The sequence below is a fragment of the Streptomyces venetus genome (genome assembly GCF_039540295.1).
Classification (GTDB): Bacteria; Actinomycetota; Actinomycetes; order Streptomycetales; family Streptomycetaceae; genus Streptomyces; species Streptomyces venetus.
This window is the reverse complement of the sequence record NZ_BAABET010000011.1, coordinates 270,690-290,687: the sequence shown is the minus strand read 5'-3', so window position 1 is coordinate 290,687 and position 19,998 is coordinate 270,690. Positions and strand designations below refer to the sequence as shown.

General features: G+C 70.7%; 14 protein-coding genes. 2 read left to right on the top strand and 12 right to left on the bottom strand.

The genetic code is table 11. The annotated features are described in order from the left end of the window. Positions 1–23 precede the first annotated feature (23 nt). The 7 genes from ABEA82_RS32080 to ABEA82_RS32050 form a co-directional block, all read right to left on the bottom strand. On the bottom strand, positions 24–1,724 hold the full coding sequence (locus tag ABEA82_RS32080) for a proline--tRNA ligase (RefSeq protein WP_345665220.1): 1,701 nt from the start codon (positions 1,722–1,724) through the stop codon (positions 24–26). 72 nt (positions 1,725–1,796) lie between these two features. Further along, positions 1,797–2,327: a GNAT family N-acetyltransferase gene (locus ABEA82_RS32075; RefSeq protein ID WP_345665219.1), complete on the bottom strand. Its 531-nt coding sequence runs from the start codon at positions 2,325–2,327 to the stop codon at positions 1,797–1,799. A 117-nt stretch (positions 2,328–2,444) separates the two neighbouring features. Beyond that, complete coding sequence (locus tag ABEA82_RS32070) at positions 2,445–3,293, bottom strand: GNAT family N-acetyltransferase (protein ID WP_345665218.1); 849 nt, start codon at positions 3,291–3,293, stop codon at positions 2,445–2,447. A gap of 173 nt (positions 3,294–3,466) precedes the next feature. Beyond that, on the bottom strand, positions 3,467–4,624 hold the full coding sequence (gene ispG / locus ABEA82_RS32065; RefSeq protein WP_345665217.1) for a flavodoxin-dependent (E)-4-hydroxy-3-methylbut-2-enyl-diphosphate synthase: 1,158 nt from the start codon (positions 4,622–4,624) through the stop codon (positions 3,467–3,469). Positions 4,625–4,828: 204 nt separating this feature from the next. After that, a complete protein-coding gene (locus ABEA82_RS32060; protein ID WP_345665258.1) occupies positions 4,829–6,121 on the bottom strand; it encodes a M50 family metallopeptidase in 1,293 nt (430 codons plus the stop codon). 8 nt (positions 6,122–6,129) lie between these two features. Beyond that, complete coding sequence (gene dxr, locus ABEA82_RS32055; RefSeq protein ID WP_345665216.1) at positions 6,130–7,386, bottom strand: 1-deoxy-D-xylulose-5-phosphate reductoisomerase; 1,257 nt, start codon at positions 7,384–7,386, stop codon at positions 6,130–6,132. Between the two features lie 90 nt (positions 7,387–7,476). Further along, positions 7,477–9,417 carry an acyl-CoA dehydrogenase family protein gene (locus ABEA82_RS32050; protein ID WP_345665215.1) on the bottom strand — a complete coding sequence of 647 codons (1,941 nt, stop codon included), beginning with the start codon at positions 9,415–9,417 and terminating at the stop codon, positions 7,477–7,479. A gap of 333 nt (positions 9,418–9,750) precedes the next feature. On the opposite strand from ABEA82_RS32050, the gene ABEA82_RS32045 reads away from it, so the two are divergent. Both ABEA82_RS32045 and ABEA82_RS32040 read left to right on the top strand, forming a co-directional pair. Further along, positions 9,751–10,764 (top strand): LacI family DNA-binding transcriptional regulator, encoded by a 1,014-nt coding sequence (locus ABEA82_RS32045; protein WP_345665214.1) that lies wholly within the window; start codon positions 9,751–9,753, stop codon positions 10,762–10,764. Between the two features lie 71 nt (positions 10,765–10,835). Next, entirely contained in the window at positions 10,836–12,878 is a 2,043-nt protein-coding gene (locus ABEA82_RS32040) for a glycoside hydrolase family 31 protein (RefSeq protein ID WP_345665213.1), read from the top strand. A 64-nt stretch (positions 12,879–12,942) separates the two neighbouring features. On the opposite strand, the gene ABEA82_RS32035 is transcribed toward ABEA82_RS32040, so the two are convergent. The 5 genes from ABEA82_RS32035 to ABEA82_RS32015 all read right to left on the bottom strand — a co-directional run bounded on the left by ABEA82_RS32035 (position 12,943) and on the right by ABEA82_RS32015 (position 19,973). Beyond that, positions 12,943–13,656 carry a glycoside hydrolase family 12 protein gene (locus ABEA82_RS32035; RefSeq protein WP_345665212.1) on the bottom strand — a complete coding sequence of 238 codons (714 nt, stop codon included), beginning with the start codon at positions 13,654–13,656 and terminating at the stop codon, positions 12,943–12,945. Between the two features lie 101 nt (positions 13,657–13,757). Further along, positions 13,758–15,740: a beta-galactosidase gene (locus ABEA82_RS32030; protein ID WP_345665211.1), complete on the bottom strand. Its 1,983-nt coding sequence runs from the start codon at positions 15,738–15,740 to the stop codon at positions 13,758–13,760. Next, a complete protein-coding gene (locus ABEA82_RS32025) occupies positions 15,737–17,929 on the bottom strand; it encodes a 1,4-beta-glucanase (RefSeq protein ID WP_345665210.1) in 2,193 nt (730 codons plus the stop codon). Before ABEA82_RS32025 ends, ABEA82_RS32030 begins: the two co-directional genes overlap by 4 nt. A gap of 77 nt (positions 17,930–18,006) precedes the next feature. Next, a complete protein-coding gene (locus tag ABEA82_RS32020; protein ID WP_345665208.1) occupies positions 18,007–18,942 on the bottom strand; it encodes a carbohydrate ABC transporter permease in 936 nt (311 codons plus the stop codon). Further along, positions 18,939–19,973, bottom strand: coding sequence for an ABC transporter permease (locus tag ABEA82_RS32015; protein ID WP_345665207.1), 1,035 nt, complete (start codon positions 19,971–19,973; stop codon positions 18,939–18,941). The genes ABEA82_RS32020 and ABEA82_RS32015 overlap by 4 nt, the downstream gene beginning before the upstream one ends. Positions 19,974–19,998: the final 25 nt, after the last annotated feature.

Sequence of the window (19,998 nt, the reverse complement as noted above, 5' to 3'; positions counted from 1 at the left end):
TCACAGCCGGCAGCGTCACATGCCTACGCCGTGAGGCGGGCGACGGCCTCCTCGACCGTCAGTTCCTCGCGCTCGCCGGTGCGGCGGTCCTTCAGTTCCAGCACGCCCTCGGCCGCGCGCCGGCCGGCCACCAGGATCTGCGGGACACCGATCAGCTCGGAGTCGGTGAACTTGACGCCCGGGGAGACGCCGGCCCGGTCGTCGACCAGGACGCGGACGCCGGCCGCGGCCAGCTTCCCGGAGACGTCGAGGGCCAGTTCGGTCTGGAGGGCCTTGCCGGCGGCGACCACGTGGACGTCGGCCGGGGCGACCTCCTTGGGCCAGCACAGGCCCTTTTCGTCGGCGCTCTGCTCGGCGAGGGCGGCGACCGCGCGCGAGACGCCGATGCCGTAGGAGCCCATGGTGACGCGGACCGGCTTGCCGTTCTGGCCGAGGACGTCGAGCTTGAGGGCGTCGGCGTACTTGCGGCCCAGCTGGAAGATGTGGCCGATCTCGATGGCCCGGTCGAGGACGAGGCCGGTGCCGCACTTGGGGCAGGGGTCGCCCTCCTGGACGACCACGACGTCGACGTACCGGTCGACCTCGAAGTCGCGGCCCGCGACGACGTTCTTGGCGTGCGTGCCGGCCTTGTTGGCGCCGGTGATCCAGGCCGTGCCGGGGGCGACGCGCGGGTCGGCGATGTAGGTGACCTTGTCCAGGCCCTGCGGTCCCACGTAGCCGCGGACCAGGTCGGGGCGGGCGGCGAAGTCCGTCTCGGTGACCAGCTCGACGGTGGCCGGGGCGAAGTGCGCCTCCACCTTGTCCATGTCGACCTCGCGGTCGCCGGGGACGCCGACGGCGACGATCTCGCCGTCGACCTTCACGAGGAGGTTCTTCAGCGTGGCCGAGGCCGGGACGCCGAGGTGGGCGGCGAGGGTCTCGATGGTCGGGGTGTCGGGGGTGGGGATGTCCTCGGCGGCGGGCACGTCCGAGCCGTCGACGGGCTTCAGCTCGTACGTGATCGCCTCGGTGTTGGCCGCGAAGTCGCAGTTCGGGCAGTCGGCGAAGGTGTCCTCGCCGGCCTCTGCCGGGGCGAGGAACTCCTCGGACTTGGAGCCGCCCATCGCGCCCGCGGTCGCGGCGCAGATGCGGTAGTCGAGGCCGAGGCGCGCGAAGATCTTCTGGTAGGCCTCGCGGTGCAGCGCGTAGGACTGGGCGAGGCCCTCGTCCTCGGTGTCGAAGGAGTAGGAGTCCTTCATGAGGAACTCGCGGCCGCGCAGGATGCCCGCGCGGGGCCGGGCCTCGTCCCGGTACTTGTTCTGGATCTGGTAGAGGATGACCGGCAGGTCCTTGTAGGAGGAGGCCTGGTCCTTCACGAGGAGGGTGAAGATCTCCTCGTGGGTGGGGCCGAGGAGGTAGTCGCCGCCCTTGCGGTCCTGAAGGCGGAACAGCTCGGGGCCGTACTCCTCCCAGCGGCCGGTGGCCTCGTAGGGCTCGCGCGGCAGGATGGCGGGGAGCAGGACCTCCTGGGCGCCGACGGCGTCCATCTCCTCGCGGACGATCCGCTCGACGTTGGCCAGCACCTTCTTGCCGAGGGGCAGCCAGCTCCAGATGCCGGCGGCGGTGCGGCGTACATAGCCGGCGCGGACGAGGAGCTTGTGGCTGAGGACCTCGGCGTCCGCCGGGTCGTCGCGCAACGTCTTCGCCAACAACTGGGACATGCGCTGGACCGGTGCGTTCGCCATGGTTCTTCTGCTCCTGCTACGTGTGGGTGATGGCAGGAGGTTATCTGTGGGGCACGGGACGGTGGAAATCGGTTATCGGCGCAGCAGCGGAAGCGGAGCGCCCATCACGGCGTACGGCTTCGGCGCGCTCGGGAAGAGGACCTGGCGGGCGAGGTCCTGGTAGCCCAGGGAGCGGTAGAGGGCGCGGGCGGGGCTCTCGGTGTCGATCGCGGAGAGGATCGAGCGGGGTTCGGCGGCGCCGTCGGTGATCGTGGTGATCAGGGAGCGGCCGATGCCGCGGTTCTGGTGGCCGGGGTGGACGTGGAGTTCGGTGATCACGAAGGAGTCGTCCAGCCAGTGGTCGTGGCGGTTGGCTCTGAGGTACGGCTCCACGACGGTGGACCACCAGTGGGTGCGGTCGTTGGGCATCCCGTAGACGAACCCGACGAGGGTGCCGCCGACCGTCGCCCCGAGGGCGCGGGCGCCGGGGTAGGTCATGTGGCGGAGGACGATCTGACGGCGTACGGCTACTTCGTCGGGGCCTAGACCGAACGCCACGGCTTGGACTTCCAGGGCCTCGTCGACATGGGCGGAGAGGTCGAGGGGGCCGATCACCAGGTCCATGGCGGGGAGCCTACAGGGGCGGATTCGGTTGGCGTACGGGTGCGGGCCGCATGGGATTGCCCGCGCTCACGCGGCGGAGCCGCACATCGGATACCGCCCCGCGCCCCTGAGGGCGTTTCAGAACAGGACGCTCATGAAGGCGCCGACCTCCTGGAAGCCCACTCTCCGGTAGGTCCTTCTGGCCGCCGTGTTGAAGTCGTTGACGTACAGGCTGACGACCGGGGCGACGTCGGCCAGGGCGTAGCGCAGCACGGCCGCCATGCCGGGGGCGGCCAGGCCGGTGCCGCGGTACTCGGGGGCCACCCACACGCCCTGGATCTGGCAGGCGCGGTCCGTCGCGGCGCCGATCTCGGCCTTGAAGACGACCTTGCCGTCGGCGTCGAAGCGGGCGAAGGCCCGGCCGGAGCCGACGAGTTCGGCGACGCGGGCCTGGTAGAGGAGGCCGCCGTCGCCGGCCATGGGGGAGACGCCGACCTCCTCGGTGAACATGGCCACGCACGCCGGCATGATCTTCTCCATCTCGTCCTTGCGGACGCGGCGGAGGTAGGGGTCCGGGGCGACGGCCTCCGGCAGCCGGTCGGCGACCATGAGCGGCTGGTGACGCCGGACCTCGCGGGCGGGGCCCCACTGGGGTTCCAGCAGCCGCCACAGGTCGGCGGTGGACGTGGCGGGGCCGACTATGGAGGAGCAGCGGCGGCCGGCGCGGCGGGCGCGGTCGGCGAAGGCGCGCACGGCGCGCGGGGTGGCGCAGATGGGGACCAGGTTGGCACCGGCGTAGCACAGGGACGTCAGCATGCCGTCCTCGTACCAGCCCCACATCTCTCCGCCGAGCCGCCACGGGTCGAGACCGGCGATCTGCACCCGTGACGTCACGAAGGCGTTCGCGACCGGCTCGCGGTCGAGTACGGCGAGCGCGGCGTCCAGGTCGCCCGGTTCGAGGACCCGGGAGGTGGTCTGCGTCAACACGTGCGGGGCCCTCACACACTGGGGTCGGCTTGGTCTCCGCACTATAGCTGCGCTGCCTGGGTGGGGCGCCTCGGAGCTCGGGAGTGACGGGTTGTCGGCGGGTGCGGGTGGGCGGTGGCTGATCGCGCAGTTCCCCGCGCCCCCCGAGAGCACCCGCGCCCCTGCCGATGACGTCAGCCCGCGACCGCCACCGACGGTTCGCCCGAGATCACGCCGTCCTTCTCCATCTGCTCGGCCAGCTTCATGGCCTCCTCGATGAGGGTCTCCACGATCTTCGACTCGGGGACGGTCTTGATGACCTCGCCCTTGACGAAGATCTGGCCCTTGCCGTTGCCGGAGGCGACGCCGAGGTCGGCCTCGCGGGCCTCGCCGGGGCCGTTGACGACGCAGCCCATGACGGCGACGCGCAGGGGGACGTCCATGCCGGTGAGGCCGGCGGTGACCTCTTCGGCGAGCTTGTAGACGTCGACCTGGGCGCGGCCGCAGGAGGGGCAGGAGACGATCTCGAGGCCGCGCTCCTTGAGGTTCAGGGACTCCAGGATCTGGATGCCGACCTTGACCTCCTCGGCCGGAGGCGCGGAGAGGGAGACGCGGATGGTGTCGCCGATGCCCTGCGAGAGGAGCGCGCCGAAGGCGACCGCCGACTTGATCGTGCCCTGGAAGGCCGGGCCCGCCTCCGTCACACCGAGGTGCAGCGGGTAGTCGCACTGCGCGGCGAGCTGCTTGTAGGCCTCGATCATCACGACCGGGTCGTTGTGCTTGACGGAGATCTTGATGTCCCGGAAGTCGTGCTCCTCGAAGAGGGACGCCTCCCACAGGGCGGACTCGACCAGGGCCTCGGGGGTGGCCTTGCCGTACTTCTGGAGGAGGCGCCGGTCGAGGGAGCCCGCGTTGACGCCGATCCGGATCGGGGTGCCGTGGTCCCGGGCCGCCTTGGCGATCTCCCTGACCTTGTCGTCGAACTGCTTGATGTTGCCCGGGTTGACCCGGACCGCGGCGCAGCCCGCCTCGATGGCGGCGAAGACGTACTTGGGCTGGAAGTGGATGTCGGCGATGACCGGGATCTGCGACTTGCGGGCGATGGTCGAGAGGGCGTCGGCGTCGTCCTGCGTCGGGCAGGCGACCCGGACGATCTGGCAGCCGGACGCGGTGAGCTCGGCGATCTGCTGGAGGGTCGCGCCGATGTCGGAGGTGCGGGTCGTCGTCATCGACTGCACCGAGACGGGGGCGTCTCCGCCGACCGCCACGGGTCCGACCTGGATCTGCCGGCTCTTCCGGCGCTCGGCGAGCTTGGTCGGAACGGACGGCATGCCGAGAGAAATCGCAGTCATCTGCTGTGCAACCCCAAGTCGTGGATCAAGGTCCGGTCCCGTGAGCAGCGGGCTCCGGGCTCCGAGATTACGGCACATGCCCCGGCCCGGGCACATCCCGCCCGCACAGCCACCCGATGGGAGGCGGCCCGGCACTCCCCCGCTCTCGGCTTCGCTCGAGCGGGGGGACCCCCATCGTGCCGGGCCGCCATGAACTCCCTGTGACTAGGAGATTCTCACCGGGTTCACCACGTCCGCGATCAGCACCAGGATCGTGAAGCAGATGAAGATCCCGGCGACCACGTACGCCACCGGCATGAGCTTCGCCACGTCGAACGGGCCGGGGTCCGGCCGGCGCAGCACCTTGGCGACGTTGCGGCGCAGCGACTCCCACAGCGCACCCGCGATGTGACCGCCGTCGAGCGGCAGCAGCGGGAGCATGTTGAACAGGAACAGGGAGAGGTTGAAGCCGGCGACCAGCATGAGGGCCATGGCCAGCTGCTGGGTGGGCGGGATGTCCAGCGTGAAGATCTCGCCGCCGACGCGGGCCGCGCCGACCACGCCCATCGGGGAGTCGGCCTCGCGCGGGGCGCCGTCGAAGGCCGCGTTCCACAGGGCCGGGATCTTGCCGGGGAGGTCGGCGAGGGAGTCGACGGCCTCACCGATCCGGTCGCCCATCCAGGTCACGGACTCGCCGAAGTCCTGCTTGACCACGCCGGTGGCGGCGCTGAAGCCGAGGAAGCCGGCCTGGACGTACTGGCCCTGGACGATCTGTCCGCCCGAGTCCTTCTTGGCGACCTGGTTGGTGGCGATCTTCGCGTGCAGGGTGACGTCCTGGCCCTTGCGCTCGACGACGATCGGCACCTCCTTGCCGGGGGTGGCGCGGATGAGGTCGGACAGCTTGTTCCAGTCGTCGGTCTTCACGCCGTCGAAGGAGACGATCTTGTCGCCCGCCTTGAGGCCGGCCGCCGCGGCCGGGGAGGGCGCGTCGCCCTTCTCGCACTTGTCGCGGTTCTCGCTCTGGGCGATGACGCACTGGGAGACGGAGCTGACCGTGTTGGTCTGCTGGGTGATGCCGAAGCCCATCAGGATGGTGAGGAACAGGGCCACGGCCAGGACCAGGTTCATGAAGGGGCCCGCGAACATCACGATCACGCGCTTCCAGGGCGCGCGCGTGTAGAACATGCGCTTCTCGTCGCCCGGCCCGAGCTCCTCGTAGGCGGCGGAGCGGGCGTCCTCGATCATGCCGCGCCACGGCGAGGTGGAGCGGGCCTCCAGCCGGCCGTCGGGGCCGGGCGGGAACATGCCGATCATGCGGATGTAGCCGCCGAAGGGGATGGCCTTGACGCCGTACTCGGTCTCGCCCTTCTTGCGTGACCAGATGGTCGGACCGAAGCCGACCATGTACTGCGGCACGCGGATGCCGAAGAGCTTGGCGAACGACAGGTGTCCCAGCTCGTGCCACGCGATCGAGAAGAGCAGGCCGACCGCGAAGAGGACTATGCCGAGGATGAACATCAGGGTCGTCATGCACGGGCCTCCGCCGTCTGTGCCGCCAGTTCCCGGGCCCGGGTCCGCGCCCAGGTCTCCGCTTCGAGGACGTCCGACACGGTGAGTGAGGTTCCCGAACGCGGGGTGCCGTGCTCCTCGACGACCCTCGTGACGGTCTCCATGATGCCGTTGAACGGCAGTGCCCCCTGGCGGAACGCCTCCACGCACTCCTCGTTGGCCGCGTTGAACACCGCCGGGGCGGTGCCCGCGAGCTCGCCGACGTGCCGGGCGAGGTTCACCGACGGGAAGGCCTCGTTGTCGAGCGGGAAGAACTCCCAGGTCGAGGCCTTGCTCCAGTCGAAGGTGGGCGCCGCGTCGGGCACGCGTTCGGGCCAGCCGATGCCGATGGCGATGGGCCCGCGCATGTCGGGCGGGGTCGCCTGGGCCAGTGTCGATCCATCTGTGAACTCAACCATCGAGTGGACATACGACTGGGGATGCACGACGACCTCAATGCGGTCGAAGGGAATGTCGTAGAGGAGGTGCGCCTCGATGACCTCCAGGCCCTTGTTGACGAGGGTCGCGGAGTTGATCGTGATGACCGGGCCCATGGCCCAGGTGGGATGTGCGAGGGCGTCCTCGACGGTCACGCTCGCGAGCTCGGCCTTGGTACGGCCGCGGAAGGGGCCGCCGGAGGCGGTGACGACGAGCTTGCGGACGTCGGCGCGGGTGCCGGCGGCCAGGGCCTGGAAGAGGGCGGCGTGCTCGGAGTCGACCGGGATGATCTGCCCGGGCTTGGCGAGGGCCTTGACCAGCGGGCCGCCCACGATGAGCGACTCCTTGTTGGCGAGCGCGAGGGTGCGGCCCGCCTCCAGGGCGGCGAGGGTCGGGGCGAGGCCGATGGAGCCGGTGATGCCGTTCAGGACGGTGTGGCAGTCGGACGCCGCCAGGTGGGTGGCCGCGTCCGGGCCGGCGAGGATCTCGGGGAGCGGCTCGCCCGTGCCGTACTGCGCGGTGAGCGCCTCGCGCAGGGCCGGTACGACGTCCTCGCGGGCGACCGCGACCGTGCCCGCCCGCAGCCGGTACGCCTGCTCGGCGAGCAGGGCGACCCGGCCGCCGTTGGCGGACAGACCGGTGACCCGGAAACGGTCGGGGTTGCGCAGCACGAGGTCGATGGCCTGGGTGCCGATGGACCCGGTGGAGCCGAGGATCACCACGTCCTTCGGGCCGTCGCCCGCGACCGGATCGTAGACGAGGTGTGGGTCGGCGAGGGGGGCTGGACTGTCGCTCATTCCTCCATTGTTGCCGTAAGGCCGGTGTGTGCGGACAGCGCGCCCCCTTCGTGGGGGCGCGCGCCGTGTCGGCCCACGCCCCCGTGAGGGCTACCGGATCGGCCGGTGCACGTTCTCCCGCTGGGACGGTCCCGGGGTCGCCTCGGCGATCCAGGGGCCGTCGCCCGACGGGTCGACGACGCCCTGCTCCAGCCACTCGTAGGTGCCGGAGAGAACGCCCTTGACGACCTTGCGGTCGAGGTCGTCGGTGTTGGCCCACAGGCGGTTGAAGAGCTCCTCGATGCGGATCCTGGCCTGGCGGCAGAAGACGTCGGCGAGCTGGTAGGCCTCGCGGCCGTGGTCGCCCTGGCTGCGCAGGAGTTCGGCGCGTACACAGGCCGCGCTCATGGCGAACAGTTCGGCCCCGATGTCGACGATCCGCCCGAGGAAGCCCTGCTTGGACTCCATCCGGCCCTGCCAGCGGGACATGCCGTAGAAGGTGGAGCGGGCCAGCTTGCGGGCGGTGCGTTCGACGTAGCGCAGGTGCCCGGAGAGGTCCACGTCGTGTTTGAACTGACCGTAGGAGGTGGGGAGCTGGCCGGGTCCCGCGACCAGCTTGGGGAGCCACTTGGCGTAGAAGGCGCCCGCGTTCGCACCGGCCTTGGCCTTGTCGCCCAGGGACTTCCCCGGGTCGATGAGGTCCCCGGCGACCGTCAGGTGGGCGTCGACGGCCTCGCGGGCGATGAGGAGGTGCATGATCTCGGTGGAGCCCTCGAAGATGCGGTTGATGCGCAGGTCGCGCAGCAGTTGCTCGGCGGGGACCCCGCGCTCGCCGCGCGCCCGCAGGGACTCGGCCGTCTCGAAGCCGCGGCCGCCGCGGATCTGGACGAGCTCGTCGGCCATCGTCCAGGCCATCTCCGAGGCGTACAGCTTGGCCAGGGCGCCTTCGATGCGGATGTCGTTGCGGTCCTCGTCGGCCATCTGCGAGGCCAGGTCCGTCACGGCCTCCAGGGCGAAGGTGGTGGCCGCGATGAAGGAGATCTTGGAGCCGACCGCCTCGTGGTGCGCGACGGGTTTGCCCCATTGCTCGCGGGCGGCCGACCACTCCCGGGCGATCTTCAGGCACCACTTGCCGGCCGCGACGCAGGAGGCGGGCAGGGAGAGCCGCCCGGTGTTCAGCGTGGTCAGGGCGATCTTCAGGCCCTGGCCCTCCTCGCCGACGCGGTTGGCGCCGGGGACGCGGACCTGGTGGAAACGGGTGACGCCGTTCTCGATGCCCCGCAGGCCCATGAAGGCGTTGCGGTTCTCGACGGTGACTCCGGGCGAGTTGGTCTCCACGACGAAGGCCGTGATGCCGCCCCGGTGGCCCTCGCTCTTCGGCACCCGGGCCATGACGACCAGCAGGTCCGCGACGACGCCGTTGGTGGTCCACAGCTTCACCCCGTCGAGGACGTAGTCGTCCCCGTCGGGCACGGCGGTGGTGGCGAGGCGGGCCGGGTCGGAGCCGACGTCGGGCTCGGTGAGCAGGAAGGCGCTGATGTCCGTGCGGGCGCAGCGCGGCAGGAAGCGGTCCCTCTGCTCCTGCGTGCCGAACAGCTTCAGCGGCTGCGGCACACCGATCGACTGGTGTGCGGAGAGCAGCACGCCGATCGCCGGGCTGGCGGAGCCCACGAGCCCGAGGGCCTTGTTGTAGTACACCTGCGTGAGGCCGAGCCCGCCGTACTTGGTGCCGATCTTCATGCCGAAGGCGCCGAGTTCCTTCAGCCCGTCGATCACCTCGTCGGGGATCCGGGCCTCGCGCTCGATGAGGGCCCCGTCGACCTTCGTCTCGACGAAGTCGCGGAGCTTGGCGAGGAACTCCTCGCCGCGCTGGGCCGCCTCGTCCTCCGGGACGGGGTGGGGGTGGATGAGGTCGAGCCGGAAGCGGCCGAGGAACAGCTCCTTGGCGAAGCTGGGCTTGCGCCAGTGCTGTTCCCGGGCGGCCTCCGCCACCTCACGGGCCTCCCGCTCGGTGACGGCGGGACGGGATGAGGGAGTGGTGGAAGCGGACATGAGGGTCACCTCGCCGCATCTAGGGTTATTGAGGACTGTACGTTACCGACCAGTGCTACTGGATCGTTGGTACCCGAAACCGGACGTCCCCACCAGTCCTCGCGCGTCCGTTCGGCCGAAGGGACGGTCCGCGTCCGGACTTGTCGGGCGACTGACGACGGTGTTGCATCGGGGTGCCGATCCGGAGTCCGGCCGCCTCTCCGGAAATCGGTATCGAAGCGCTTCGACAACCTATGGACACCCACTCCCGCTGGGGCTACTGTCGAACCACCCTCACCCGCCCATATCAGCAATGCGCATTGTCGAAGCGCTTCACAAAGCTTGGAGAGCTGGATGGTCACCCTCGCCGAGGTCGCCCAGCACGCCGGAGTCTCGGCGAGCACGGTGAGCTATGTCCTCAGCGGCAAGCGGTCCATCTCCGCGAACACCCGGCAGCGGGTCGAGCGGAGCATCCGCGAGCTCGGGTACCACCCGAACGCCGGGGCCCGTGCCCTGGCCAGCAGCAGGTCCAACATCATCGCGCTGATGGTCCCGCTGCGCACGGACATGTACGTGCCCGTGATGATGGAGATCGCCATCGCGGTGGCGACCTGCGCCCGCACGCACGGGTACGACGTGCTGCTGCTCACCGGTGAGGAGGGGCCCGACGCGGTGCGCCGCGTCGCGGGCAGCGGGCTCGCCGACGGGATGATCCTGATGGACGTCGAACTCGACGACGAGCGGCTCCCGTTGCTGCGTGCGACGGACCAGCCGGCCGTGCTGATCGGGCTGCCCTCCGACACCACCGGCCTGACCTGCGTCGATCTGGACTTCAGGGCGACGGGCGCGCTGTGTGTGGAGCACCTGGCGAAGCAGGGGCACCAGGACGTCGCCGTCATCGGGGAGGCCCCGGCGGTCTACGAACGGCACACCGGCTTCGCCGAGCGCACCCTCGACGGGCTGCGGTCCCGCTCGCGGGAGCTGGGCGTGCGGCTGCTGCACCGGCCGTGCGAGGGCGGGTACGACGCGATGGCGGTGACCCTTGCCCGGATCCTCGACGAACGCCCGGACACCTCGGGGATCATCGTGCAGAACGAGTCGGCGGTCGAGCCGCTGCTCGCGCTGCTGCGGCAGCAGGGCCGGGCCGTGCCGGAGGACATGTCGGTGGTGGCGATCTGCCCCGACCAGGTCGCGACGCAGGCCTCGGTGCGGCTCACGTCGGTCTCCCTGCCCGCGCAGGAGATGGGCCGGCACGCCGTGGAACACCTGGTCGCCAAGCTGGCGGGGCGCGGCAGCGACGAGGTCGTGCTGCTCGCGCCCGAGCTGACGGTCCGGGCGAGCACGGGGCCGGCGCCGAGCCGGCCGTAGTCGCTCCCGCTCACCGAACATCGCCCCTTCCGGGGCACCCCCATGTCTTCTTCCGCACAGGAGCACGCCACGTGAATCAGCCTGCTGAAACCCAGCCCCAGGTGAGCCTGGCGCAGTCCTCCCCCACCGTCGGCATGTTCCGTGAGCGGGACGGCGCGCTGGAGTGGAGCGGTCGCCAGGAGACCGTACGGATCGAGCCGTGGGGTCCGGACGCGGTCCGGGTGCGTGCCCGGCTCGGCGGCCCGGTCCTCGAGGGGCTCCCGGGCGCCCTGCTCGAGGAGGCTCCCGCGACGCCGTCCACGGTGAAGATCGAGGACGGTCGCGGGCAGCTGACCGTCGGCGCGCTCACCGTCGAGGTGAACGCCGAGGGCCTGGTCCGCTTCCTGCGGACGGAGGACTCCGCCGAGCTGCTCGCCGAGGACCGCGCCCACTTCTGGTGGCCCGGCTCCCGCCTCTACACGGCCGTCGGCAACGGTCACCACCGCCTGGAGCAGCGCTTCGCCGCGTACGACGACGAGAAGCTGTACGGCCTCGGCCAGCACCAGCACGGGCGCTTCGACCAGAAGGGCCTGGTCCTGGACCTGGTGCAGCGCAACGCCGAGGTCGGCATCCCGGTGCTGACCTCCAGCCGCGGCTACACCCTGCTGTGGAACAACCCGGCGATCGGCCGGGTGGAGCTGGCGCACAACGGCACGCGGTGGGTCGCCGACTCGGCCCGGCAGATCGACTACTGGATCACGGCGGGCGACCCGGCCGCCGCCCAGCGCCGCTACAGCGCGGTGACCGGCCGGACGCCGATGCTGCCGGAGTGGGCGGCGGGCTTCTGGCAGTGCAAGCTGCGCTACCGCACCCAGGACGAACTGATGGCGGTGGCCCGGGAGTACAAGCGGCGCGGCCTGCCCATCTCGGCGATCGTCTGCGACTTCTTCCACTGGACGCACCTCGGCGAGTGGAAGTTCGACCCGAAGGAGTGGCCCGACCCGGCGGCGATGGTGCGCGAGCTGGACGAACTCGGCATCAAGCTGGTGGTGAGCGTCTGGCCCTCGGTCTCGCCGCTCAGCGAGAATCACCCGGTCATGGAGCAGCGCGGGTACTTCATCGGCACCCAGTACGGGCCGATGGCGCACGCCGACTGGCCCGACAAGGAGGTGGCGTCCACCGTCCAGGTGGCCTTCTACGACGCCACCAACCCGGAGGCCCGGGAGTTCGTGTGGGCGAAGGTGAAGGAGAACTACCTCGACCCGTACGGCATCACGGCGTTCTGGCTGGACGCCTGTGAGCCGGAGCTGAAGCCGGGCTTCCAGGAGAACCTGCGCTATTGGGCGGGCCCGGGCCTGGAGGTCGGCAACGCCTACCCGGCCGAGAACGCCCGCACGTTCTACGAGGGCCTCGTCGCCACCGGCGAGGAGGAGATCGTCACCCTCAACCGCTCGGCGTGGGCGGGCAGCCAGCGCTACGGGGCCGCCCTGTGGTCCGGCGACATCGGCACCGACTTCCCGACCCTGCGCCGCCAGATCGCCGCCGGGCTCAACACGGCCCTGTCGGGCATCCCGTGGTGGAACACCGACATCGGCGGCTTCCACGGCGGCGACCCGGACGACCCGGCGTACCGGGAGGTGATGGTCCGCTGGTTCCAGTTCGGCGCGCTGTCCCCGCTGATGCGGCTGCACGGCTTCCGCGACCCGGGGATGCCGCTGGGCCCGGAGATGACCGGCGGCCCGAACGAGGTGTGGTCGTACGGGGAGGAGGCCGGGGCGGTCCTGGAGAAGTACCTGCGGCTGCGCGAGCGCCTGAAGCCGTACGTGCTGGACGTCATGCGCGCGGCCCACGAGGAGGGCCTGCCGGTGATGCGGCCGCTGTTCCTGGAGTTCCCCGCCGACCAGGCGGCCTGGTCGGTCGACGACTCCTATCTCTTCGGCCCGGACCTGCTGGTCGCCCCGGTGCTGACGGCCGGCGCCACCGCCCGTACGGCGTACCTCCCGACGGGGGCGACGTGGACGGACGCGTGGACGGGTGAGACGTACGAGGGCGGCCGGTCCGTGACCGTCGACGCACCGCTGGACCGCATCCCGCTGTTCCTGCGCGACGGGGCGCGGCTGCCGGTGGCGGAGTAGCCGCACGAGCGGGGGCCGGGACCGGCCGCGCCTGACGGTGCGGTCGGCCCCGGCCCGCGGCGGATCAGCTGCTGCTGACCGTCAGGTTGTTGGTGGTGAAGTTCAGCCCGCCGGACGACGAGGTGACCTCGTAGCCGAACTGCACGTCACCGATCGTCTCGTTGCCCATCCACTGCTTGGTGTCCTTGATCCACTTCAGGATCGGCAGGATGTTCACGGTGCCGGAGCTGGAGTTGGAGGTGCGGATGAACGAGAACACCTCGTTGGCGCCGTTGGTGCCCTTGAAGACGTTCCAGGAGTGGCCGCCGAGGCTGACACTGCCCTGCGAACTGCCGAGCGGGCCCACGGGTCCGGTCTTGTTGACCCAGAGCATGATCTCGTAGTCGTGGTCCGTGTCCCAGATGTCGTACGACGTGTTGTACGCGCCGGACGACGGGACACTGACGTTGTAGCTGCTGGAGAGAGAGCCCAGCGCGGTGATCGACTTGTTGATCGCCTTCGTCTGGTTCGGGTAGGACTTGATGCCGCCCGTGTTGGGGTGGTCGGCCCAGATTCCCCAGTTGGTGCCGGAGTTGGCCCAGATGCACTGGCTGCCGGCCCCGCCGCCCCAGATGTTGTTGTAGAGCGTGTAGCCGTTCAGGTTGGTCTGGCCCCACTGGTCGCAGGAGTTCCAGACGGCGGCGGAGGCGGGCGCGGAGGCCAGTCCGACGGTGGCGCCGAGTGCCAGCGCGGGGGCCAGCAGGGCCTTGGTCAGTCTGCTCAAGGTGCGTGATGCCATGGTGTCCCTTCCATGGGTGGGGGGATGGGGGGTACCGCGCCCTCAGATCGAGGACGTGGTCGTCTCGGTGAGGTGGGCTCCCTGGACGGCTGCGGAGGCGGTCATGGCCGGAGCACCGCCGCCCCGTACCGGCCGAGGGTGACCCGGTCGGTGACGTCCGCACCCGTCAGCAGGTCGTGGTGGGTGCCGGGCACCTCCACGGTCACCGGTTCGCGGCCGTGGTTGAGCACGAACAGCAGCTCGCCACGGCGTACCGCCTCGACCTGCTCGGGGAGGCCGTCGAGCACCGGCCGGACGCCCGCGCCGCCGGCGATCCGGGCCAGCAGGTCGCGCAGCGCCTCGGGCTCCGGGAGCGTGGAGAGGTACCAGGCCCGGCCCTTGCGCAGGAGCGCGGGCAGTCCGTCGAGCTCGCCGCCCTTGTACGGGACGGTCTCCTCGGCGGTGCCGTCGACTTCCAGCTCCTCGGACCACAGCGTGCCGTGGAAGCCCTCGCAGGGGGCGGTCTCCCCCGCGTCCAGCGGCCACCACTCGTGCAGTGTGCGGATGCCGAACAGCTTCCGCAGCCGGGCGTCCATGCCGCCCGGCCGCACCCGGTCGTCCTCGTCGGCGACGCCGGTCAGGAAGCCGCAGACGAGGGTGCCGCCCTGCCGTACGTAGGCGAGGAGATTGTCGATCGCCGCGTCCGTGAGCAGGTACAGCTGAGGCACGACGACCATGGAGTACGACGTCAGATCGTGCTCGGGGTGGGCGAAGTCAGTGGTGAGGTGGGCCTGCCAGAAAGCCCGGTGCCAGGCGCGCAGGACGTCCGGGTACTCCACCCGGGTGGACGGACGGCCCTCCTGGGCGCCGGCCCACCAGGCGTTCCAGTCGTGCAGGACGGCGATGTCCGCGGTGAGGTGCCGGCCGGTGACCTCCGGGGCGATCGTCGCCAGCTCCGCGCCGAGCCGCTTGACCTCCTGGAACGTACGGCCCTGCTCGCCGGCGTGGCTCACCATGCCGGAGTGGAACTTCTCCGCGCCCTGCCGGGACTGCCGCCACTGGAAGTAGCAGACGGCGTCGGCGCCCCGGGCCACGGCCTGGAGGGACCACAGCCGGTTGAGGCCGCGCGGCTTGGGGTGGTTCACGCCGCGCCAGTTGACCGGCCCGGCCGCCTGCTCCATGAGCATCCACGGACCCCGGGCCTGGGAGCGGGTCATGTCCTGGACGAGCGCGCCGCTCTGGGCGCCGAGCGGATCACGCGGATCGGGATAGAGGTCGACGGAGACGACGTCCTCCTCCCCCGCCCAGCGCCAGGCGTCCTGCCCGGACCACAGCGGCATGAAGTTGCTGGTGACCGGGATGTGCGGGGTGTGCCGCCGGACGATGTCGCGTTCGGCGGTGTAACACTCCAGGAGCATGTCGGAGGTGAAGCGCCGGAAGTCCAGCACCTGGGCGGGGTTGCGCATGTAGTGGGGCAGGCGGGGCGGCAGGATGCCGTCCCAGGTGTCGTAGCCCTGGCTCCAGAAGGTGGTGCCCCAGGCCTCGTTGAGGGCGTCGAGCGTGCCGTACCGCTCGCGCAGCCAGCGGCGGAAGGCGGCGGCGGCCTCGTCGCCGTGGTCGTAGGTGCAGTACTCGTTGTTGATGTGCCACATCGTCAGGGCCGGGTGACCGCCGTAGCGGGCGGCCAGGTCCTCGGTGATGGCGGCGGCACAGCGCCGGTAGGTGGCGCTGGAGTGCGAGAAGTGCTGACGGCCGCCCCACCACTCGGTGCGGCCGTCCTCGGTGACGGGCAGGGTGTCGGGGTGCAGCCGGCCCATCCAGGGCGGGGGCGAGGAGGTGGGCGTGGCGAGGACGACGCCGATGCCGTTGTCCCCCATCAGGTCCATCAGGGTGTCCAGCCAGCCGAACTCCCGTGCCCCGGGCTCCGGTTCGAGCTTCGACCAGGAGAACACCCCGAGGGTGACGGAGTTGACGCCGGCGTCCTTCATCAGCCGGACGTCCTCGTGCCAGATCTCCTCCGGCCACTGCTCCGGGTTGTAGTCGCCGCCGAAGAGGAGACGGCCCCGGGTGGCGTCGCTCAGGCCGGGCCGGTTCCTCCCGGTCATCGGACGGGCTCCCCGTACTGGACGCCGCGTCCGTTGGTGGCGATGTACACCCGGCCGTACACGCGCGGGTCGCCGGTGACGGTGGCCCCGATCCAGCCCCACTGGTGCCGGTCGTCGTTGATCCGGGTCCAGGTCCTCGCCTCGTCGTCGGAGCGATACACGGCGGTGATGGCCTCGGTGGAGCCGACCATGTAGAGCGCCGGGTAGGGGGCACCGTCGGCGGCCTTGCCGAAGCCGAGGGTGTACGAGGCCCGGCAGCTGCTGACCTTGGTGAAGCTCGCACCGCCGTCGGTGGATCGGTACAGCCCGTTCCACTTCAGGCTCAGCCACAGGTGACCGGAGCGTCCCGGCGTCACCGCCAGCTGGAACTCGCTGTCGCCCGAGTGCAGTCCGGTGGCCCGCGCGGTGAAGGTCGCGCCGCTGTCGGTGCTGGCGAAGAGCGTGCCGGTGCCGGTGTCGAGGGCGTAGAAGCGCTCCGGGTCGACGGGGTCGGCGACCGGGACGGCGCCCTTCGGGAAGGAGGCGACCTCGGACCAGGTCCCGCCGTTGTCCGCCGAGCGGAAGCCCGGGTCGGCCGCGCCGAAGGACCACAGCAGCACACGGCCGTCCGCGTTGGTGGCGATGGGCCCCGGCGCGGACTTGGCCATGGCGGGCTGGGCCTTGAAGGGCGCCCAGGTCCTGCCGCCGTCGTTCGAGTATGCGCCGTTGCCGTTGTCGCCCCACCCGGCCCGGACGACGTACGAGGGCCTGGCCGTGGCGAGCGCGAGCCCCGTCGCCGTGCCGAAGACCGGGTTGGACGCCATGCCGCGCGAGGGGGACGCGGTGAGCCGCTCGTGGTACATCACGCCGATGTCCCCGGAGCCGCTGATCAGGTGCGCCTGACCGGCCGGAGGGGAGATCAGCCGGCGTACGGACGCCTCCTCCAGGCCGCGGATCTCCGGGGCCCAGTGCTTGAGGTCGCGGGTGCCGTAGAGGGTGGCCCCCGTGCCGTGGACCACGTGCTCGGAGTCGAACGGGTCGAGACCCACGGCCTGGATCCACCAGCCGAACTTCGCCTGGCCCGCGCCCCACTTGAGATAGGGCGTCTCGGAGACGTCGAGGACGGCCTCGTCCTTCAGGGACTTCCAGGTGCGGCCGCCGTCGGTGGTCCGGTACAGGGTGTCGACCAGGGCCCAGCGGTTGTTGGTGGAGACGACGACGGTGCCGGGGCGGCGGGCGTCGACGGCGACACCGCCGTACCCGAAGGAGTCGGTCCCGCCGTCGTCGGTCGCCCCGCCGGGCCTCACCGGCGTGACCTCGGTCCACGTCCCGTTCGTCGTACGCAGCTTGTGGACACTGCCGTCGGACTGCCCGTTGGGGCCGGGGGCGTCGGCGTACGTCACGTACAGCTCGCGCGTGTGCCGGTCGTACGCGGCCCGGATCGGCACCTTGGCGGCGGTGCCGGTGGGCTGCCCGGGGACGGCTTCCCAGGTGGTGCCGTCGGCGGTTCTCCAGAGGTTCGCGGAGCGGCCGTCGGAGTCGCCCCAGCCGGCGTAGACGGTACGTCCCGCCGCGACCAGGAGGGTGACGCCCTGGCCGGTGGCGCTCGGGGCGGCCGGGAAGTTCACCGCCTGCCAGCTCGCCCCGCGGTCGGTCGACCTGAGCAGGCCGTCGTGCCGGGTGCCGAGCCACAGGGTGTCGCTGTCCCTGAGGTCGACGAGCAGCCGCTCCCCGCACCCGCGTCCGTCCTCGTTGGCGCCGAGCTTCACGGTGAGGTCGGTGCGCTTCCAGGTGGCGCCCCGGTCCTCGGACCGCAGGACGGCCCCGTTGCCGGCCCAGGACTGCGCGTACGTGCCGAGGGCGAGGTACAGCCGGCCGGGATGCGCCGGGTCGACGGCCATGGCCTCCACGCCGAGCAGGTTCCAGTCGTCCCAGCCGATGTGGTCGGTCAGCGGGATCCACCGGTCGGCGCGGTCGTCCCAGCGGTAGGCGCCGCCGATGTCGGTGCGGGCGTAGGCGAGGCCCCGTACCGAGGGGTGGAACAGCACGCCGGTGACGAATCCGGTGCCGCCCTGGACGACGTTGCGCCAGCGGTAGGCACCGCCTGCGGCGGGGACGGCGGCCCGCGCACGCCCCTGGACGACCGGAAGGGCGGCGACCGCAGCGCCGGCCGCGAGCACTGAACGCCTGCTGAGGCGAAACGCGCGCATGACATACCTCGGTTCTTGCAAAGGGGGGGGAAGTGAAGGCACCCAGGGGCGCGGGGAACGGCGCGAACAAAGGGGCGTCACCCCTTGACGGCCCCGGTGAGCATGCCCTTCTTGAAGTGCTTCTGGACGAAGGGCGACAGGACGGTGACCGGCAGCAGCGCCATCACCATGACCGCCATCTGAATGGCCAGCCCCGACAGCTGGCCGGTCCTGATGGCCTGGCTCAGCCCGACCGGCGCCTCCTGCCTCTGCACCAGCTGGATCATGACGTTCTGCAACGGCATCATGTCCTGGTCGTTCAGGTAGATCGACGCGTTGAACCAGGCGCTCCAGTACCCGACGGCGTAGAACAGTGTGATGACCGCGAGGACCGCCCGCGACAGCGGCATGACGATCTGCCAGAGGATCCGCAGGTCCCCGGCGCCGTCGATGCGCGCGCTGTCGATGAGTTCCTGGGAGATCCCCATGAAGAAGCCCCGCAGCACCAGGATGTTGAAGACGCTGATCGCGCTCGGCAGGATCAGGGCGAGGTAGCTGTCCGTCAGGCCGAGGGACTGTACGAGCAGGTAGGTGGGGATGAGGCCGGCGCTGAAGAACATGGTCGCCAGCAGTGTCATGAGGATCCACCGGTGGCCGAGGGTCCCGCTGCGGGACAGGCCGTAGGCGCACAGCACGGACACCGCCATCGAGAACAGCGTGCCGACCAGGGTGACGAGGATGCTGATGATCGCGGCGCGGGTGACCTGGCCGCCGCTGAGCAGCTCCTCGTAGGCGATGAAGGTGATGCCCTTGGGCACCATCACCAGGCCGCCCGCCTCGTCGATGGTCTTGCGGGAGGAGAGACTGGTGACGACCACGATCCACAGCGGGAAGAGGATCGCCAGGCAGGCGAACGCCAGGGCGATGCCCTTGCCCGCGAGGCCGGCCTTCGAGGGCTGCTCCTCCCACGCCGGGCGCGGCGGTGCGGACCACCGGCGGAGCTTGGTCGCCGGTTTGTCGATGACGGCGGTCACTTCTTGTACACCCCCTGCTCGCCCATGAGATGGGCCACCTTGTTCGCGGCGAGGACCAGGCCGATGCTGACCACGCCCTTGACGAGACCGGCGGCGGCCGCGTAGCCGAAGTCCTGGTTGCGCACGCCGTTCCACCACACGAAGGTGTCGAGGACTTCTCCCGCGCCCGGCCCGACACCGTCGCGTTGGAGCAGGATCTGTTCGAAGCCCACGGTCAGGGCGTCGCCGACGCGCAGCACGAGGAGGAGGGCGATCACCGGGCGCAGGGCGGGAAGCGTGACGTGCCACATGCGGCGCCAGCGTCCGGCGCCGTCCATCGCGGCGGCCTCGTAGTGGTCCTGAGGAACGGAGGCCAGCGCGGCGAGGAAGACGATGATCCCCCACCCGGCGTCCTTCCACACGCTCTGCGCGGTGAGCAGGAAGGGGAAGGTGTCCGGGTTGGTCATGATGTTGAGGCCGTCGTACCCGTTCTGCCGCAGCAGCTGGGAGAGCATTCCCGCGCCGCCGAACATCTGCTGGAAGACGGCGATGACCAGCACCCACGAGAAGAAGTGCGGCAGGTAGAGAACCGCCTGCGCGACGGCCCGGATCCGGGGCCGGACCACGCTGTTGATGAGCAGCGCGAGCAGGACCGGGATCGGGAAGAACAGCACCAGCTGGACGAAGAACAGCACCAGCGTGTTCTCGACGGCGTTCCAGAAGGCGGAGTCCTCGAAGATCCGCTGGAAGTTCTCCATACCCACGAAGGGGCTGTTCAGTATGGAGATGATGCCGTTGTCGCTGATGTACGGGTCGTAGTCCTGGAAGGCGACGACGTTGCCGAGGATCGGCAGGTAGTTGAAGACCAGGACCAGGAGGACGGCCGGCAGCGTCATGAGGATCAGGGCGCGGTCGCGCCTGAACCTGAGCCGGAGGTTCCGCTTGCCCGAGCCTCGTTCCTCGCGGCCGCCGGGGGCGCCGTCGGGTGCCGCCGGGGTCTTCACCGGCGTGCTGGCCTCGGCACTGCTCCGAGGCACCGTGCTGTGGGACACGGTTGTTCTCCTTGCCTCAGAGCCT